General features: G+C 72.6%; 4 protein-coding genes. 2 read left to right on the forward strand and 2 right to left on the reverse strand.

Translation table 11 applies throughout. The features are described from left to right. On the forward strand, positions 1-1,246 hold a 1,246-nt coding region (locus AB0F40_RS27285), incomplete at its 5' end, for an HNH endonuclease signature motif containing protein (RefSeq protein WP_357475429.1). Here AB0F40_RS27285 and AB0F40_RS27290 read toward each other — a convergent pair. Both AB0F40_RS27290 and AB0F40_RS27295 read right to left on the reverse strand, forming a co-directional pair. Then, positions 1,243-1,902: a response regulator transcription factor gene (locus tag AB0F40_RS27290; protein WP_357475431.1), complete on the reverse strand. Its 660-nt coding sequence runs from the start codon at positions 1,900-1,902 to the stop codon at positions 1,243-1,245. The genes AB0F40_RS27285 and AB0F40_RS27290 overlap by 4 nt on opposite strands. Beyond that, a complete protein-coding gene (locus AB0F40_RS27295; RefSeq protein ID WP_357475433.1) occupies positions 1,899-3,359 on the reverse strand; it encodes a histidine kinase in 1,461 nt (486 codons plus the stop codon). Before AB0F40_RS27295 ends, AB0F40_RS27290 begins: the two co-directional genes overlap by 4 nt. Before the next feature lie 107 nt (positions 3,360-3,466). Here AB0F40_RS27295 and AB0F40_RS27300 point away from each other — a divergent pair, with 107 nt between their 5' ends. Continuing rightward, positions 3,467-4,285, forward strand: coding sequence for a GAP family protein (locus AB0F40_RS27300; RefSeq protein ID WP_357475435.1), 819 nt, complete (start codon positions 3,467-3,469; stop codon positions 4,283-4,285). Positions 4,286-4,382 lie beyond the last annotated feature (97 nt).

Below are 4,382 nucleotides of genomic sequence, written 5' to 3' on the forward strand. Positions count from 1 at the left end.
CTGGCTCTCCGCCTACCTACCGGCGACCGATGCGGCCGCCGTGTGGGGTGTCGTCGACGACATGGCCCACCAGCTACGACACGCCACCGGCGAAGGCCGCACCCTCGGGCAACTACGCGCCGACTCCCTGACCGGAATCATCACCGGCCGCCTCCTACCCGCCGACCGCTTCACCCACGACACCCAGCCCGACGACCCCCAGCCCGACAACACCGACACCCGTGTCGAGCCGGGACCGGGCACAGCGGGCGGCAGCCGGAGCAGGAGCGGACCGAACGCCAGCACTGACGCGAGCACCACCGCCGACGTGAGCATCAGCACCACCGCCGACGTGAGCACCAGCACTACTGCCGACGTGCGCTCAGACACGGGGACCGCGACCGACCACGACACCAAGCCCGCTCGTCAGACAGGCACCGACCCGGGCGTCGACTCAGGCACCGGCTCAGGTATCGACTCAGGCGTCGATGTTCCCGAGTGCACGTGCGGCGGCCGCGCGCCCGTCCAGCAGGTCGTAGTCCAGGAGATCGTCCAGCCGGTACGGATCACACCGACCCGCCCCGTCGTCCGCGTCACCATCCCCGCCAGCGCGCTCCTCGGCCTGGACAACGCCCCCGGACACCTGGACGGCTACGGCCCCATCCCCGCCGAGACCGCATGCACCATCGCGACCGACGCCACCTGGCAACGCCTCCTGACCGACCCCGCCACCGGAATCCTGACCGACTACTCCACCACCACCTACCAACCCGGCAAAGTCCTCCGCGGTGCCATCGAGGCCAGAGACGAGACCTGCACCTTCCTCTGGGGCTGCGACACCCCCGCATCCCGCTGCGACCTCGACCACATCCAACCCTTCAACCACGACCACGACCACAGGAGCGAGAACGGGAGCGACACCACGATCGCGAGTGACACCACGAAGCCCGGCCAGACGAACGCCCACAACCTGCACGCCCTGTGCCGCAAGCACCACCTGCTCAAGACTCATGCCGGCTGGGGCATCGTCCGCGACCCCGAGACCGGGATCACGACCTGGACCACTCCCACGGGCCGCGTCCACACCCGGCCGCCCACCGTCCTGGACACCCACACCGAGCTCGACCAGATCGACCCCGACACCAGCCACGACCTCACCCTCCAAGCCCTCACCGGCCAACGCCTACCCCGCAGCTACCAGACCACCGAACCCGGCACAACACCCATCGATCCGAGCCCGCCGGACCTCAACGAACCACCCTTCTAAGCGAGCCCCGCATCGCGTGCGGCGATCGCCGCCTGGACGCGGGACGTCACGCCCAGCTTGGCGAGCACCCGCGACACGTGGGTCTTCGCGGTGGCCTCACTGATCATCAGCTCGGTGGCCAGCTGCGCGTTCGACAGACCGCAGCCGAGACCGGCGAGCACGTCGCGTTCCCGCGGCGTCAGGTCGGCGGGCAGAGCCCGCGCCGGACCGTCCTGACGCGCGCCGCCGTTGCGCTCCCGAGGCGCCGACAGCTCCGCGATGAGCCGGCGGGTCACCTCGGGCGCCACCACGCCGTCACCGGCCGCGACATGCCGGACGGCGTCCACCAGCGCCGTCGTCTCGGCGGTCTTCAAAAGGAACCCCGCTGCCCCGGCCCGCAGGGCACCGAACACGTACTCGTCCAGGTCGAACGTGGTCAGCACCAGGACCTCCGACAGCCCTTCCTCGACGATCTGCCGGGTTGCGGTCACGCCGTCGGTCCCGGGCATCCGGACGTCCATGAGCACCACGTCGGGGCGCAGCGCCCGCGCGTTCGCGACCGCCACCGCGCCGTCGCCGGCCTCGCCGACCACCTCGATGTCGTCGGCCGTCGCGAGCAGCATGCGCAGGCCGGCACGGATCGCCGCATGGTCGTCGGCGAGCAGGACGCGGATCATGCGCTGAGCCCCGGCGTCCGCCCGTCCGAGGACACCCGCTCGGGCGGCCCGGGCTCCGGATCGCGCTCCAGCCCAGGCTCCGGCCCTGACCCTGCGCCGGGCACCGGTACGAGGACCACGTCGGCGTGGTCGGGCAGCGGCAGCGCGGCGCGCACGTGCCAACCCGCGACGCCGGGCACGGGCCCCACCTCCGACTCCGCACCAGCACCAGCACCAGCACCAGCACCAGCACCAGCACCAGCACCAGCCCAGAACGTGCCGCCGAGGGACTCGACGCGTTCCCGCATCGACAGCAGCCCGAGCCCCGTGCCACCGCCGACGTCGACGGGGTCAGGAGCGGCACCGAGCCGCACCCCGTCGTCGTACACCTCGATCTCCAGCCTCTCACCCGCGGCGATGCGGAGCTCCGCACGGGAGCCACCGTGCTTGAGCACGTTGGTGAGAGACTCCCGCACCACCCGGTACACCGCGTGGTCCACCGCGGCGGGCAGCACGGTGCCGCCGGTCAGCACGTCGTCCGGATCGGTCAGTGTCAGCTCCACCCCGGCGAGCCGTACCTGCTCCAGCACGGGTGCCAGCTGCGCGACGCGTGGCGCGGCCAGCAGGTCGGCCTGCCCGCCCTGCGTCGACCCGACAGGACCGGTCTCGGCGGACAGCACCCTGATCATTGCCTGCATCTCCTGCAGAGATGCGAGGCTCTCGGCGCGGGCGCTGCGCAGCGCCGCCCGGTCGCGCTCCGACTCCGCAGGACCAGCGAGCGCCGCACCCGAGGTGATGGTGATCGCCGAGAGGTGGGAGGCGACGACGTCGTGCAGGTCGCGGGCGACGGCGGTGCGCTCGGCACGCACGGCGTCGTGCCGTGCGGCCTCGGCGAGGTGGAGCAGGGCCATGCTGCGCTCCCGCTCCAGCCGCCCGCGCGCGTGGGCGGCCTCGGTGAGCTCTCGGCCCTGGCGCACGTTCGCACCCCACCACATGGGCGTGACGAGGAGGGCGAGGGCCTGGAGCCCCGCGAGGATCGCGTACCTGGCTTCACCCGTGATCTCGCCGACCACGATCATGCCGGCGAGAGAGACGACGCCGACACCGACCGCGGTGACCCGACGCGACCTGCGGCCACCGTAGAGGTGCACTCCGTAGAGGGCCTCCCACAGGATGACGAGCAGGCCCACGCTCCCGCCGAGCGCCACGTCCGCGCCGAACGCGACCGCTGTGACGCCGAGCACCGCGAGCGGGTAGGCCCTGCGCCAGACGATCGCGGTGCAGCCGACGGCCGCCGGCACGACGAACCACCAGGACGGCACGTCCGGTAGCCCGCTCCAGGACGTGCGGATCAGGCCGAGCGCGTCGAGCGCGAGAGCGAGAGCGAACAGCACGGCCGCCGTGAGGATGTCGCCGCGCCGGTCCTCGGCCATGTACGCCTTGGTGGCGGAACCGATCAGGGCGGTCAGGCGGAGCATGTGCCCATCACAGCACGGAGGCGCATACCGCGGGTCATCCGAAGGATGTACGCGGGCTCGGCGCTTCGGCCGATGCGCACGCGCGGAGCCTGCACCAGGCTGTCCGCATGGACTTCCTCTCCGCCGAGCTCACGGGCGCCGCGCTGATCGGTGCCCTGGCCGTGCTCGCGCTCATCGACTCCACCAGCTTCGGGACCCTGCTCATCCCCGTGTGGCTGCTCATGTCCCCCGGCCGCGTCCGGGTGGGGCGGATGCTGCTCTACCTCGGGTCGATCGCCGGGTTCTACGCGCTCGTCGGGCTCGCGATCCTCCTCGGCGCAGGGGCCCTCGGCGACACGCTCACCGCCCTGTCCAGCAGTCGTCCGTTCCTGATCGCGCAGCTCGTGGTCGGCGTGGGGCTGTTCGCGTGGAGCTTCAAGCTGGAACCGGTCGGCGGCCGCAAGCGCACCGAGCCGACAGCCGCGACGACGACGACGGCGGGCGCTGCGACGGCAGGGGCCTCGACCGCGGGGGCGGCGGACGACACCGCCGGGGAGCCGGTCCGCCCGGGACGGCTGAACCGCTGGCGCGAGCGGGTCCTGAGCAGCGAGTCGGGCAGCGGTCCGGCGCTGGCGATGCTGGCGGTCGGGGCCGGCCTCGTCGAGGTCGCGTCGATGCTCCCCTACCTCGCGGCGCTGGGCCTGATCGGCACCCAGGGTCCCGGCTGGCCGACGTCGGGCCTGTGGATCGTCGGCTACTGCCTGGTGATGATCGCTCCCGCCCTCGTGCTGCTGGCGGCACGGCTGTTCGCGGCACGGCTCGTTGAGCGTCCGCTCGGACGGCTGGACAGGTGGCTCACGAAGAACGCCGCGAGCACCACGGCGTGGGTGGTCGGGATCGTGGGGTTCCTCGTCGCCCGCGACGCGATCGGCCGGCTCTGGGGCTGAGCGAACCCGGTGGTCCCGGTGACCCCGGTCCCGGTGGTGGGGGGGGTGGGGTGGCCCGCGTCGGCGGACGAGGCGACGCGCCCCCGAGCACCGCCCA

It is taken from the genome of Promicromonospora sp. NPDC023987 (assembly GCF_040639055.1).
Classification (GTDB): domain Bacteria; phylum Actinomycetota; class Actinomycetes; order Actinomycetales; family Cellulomonadaceae; genus Promicromonospora.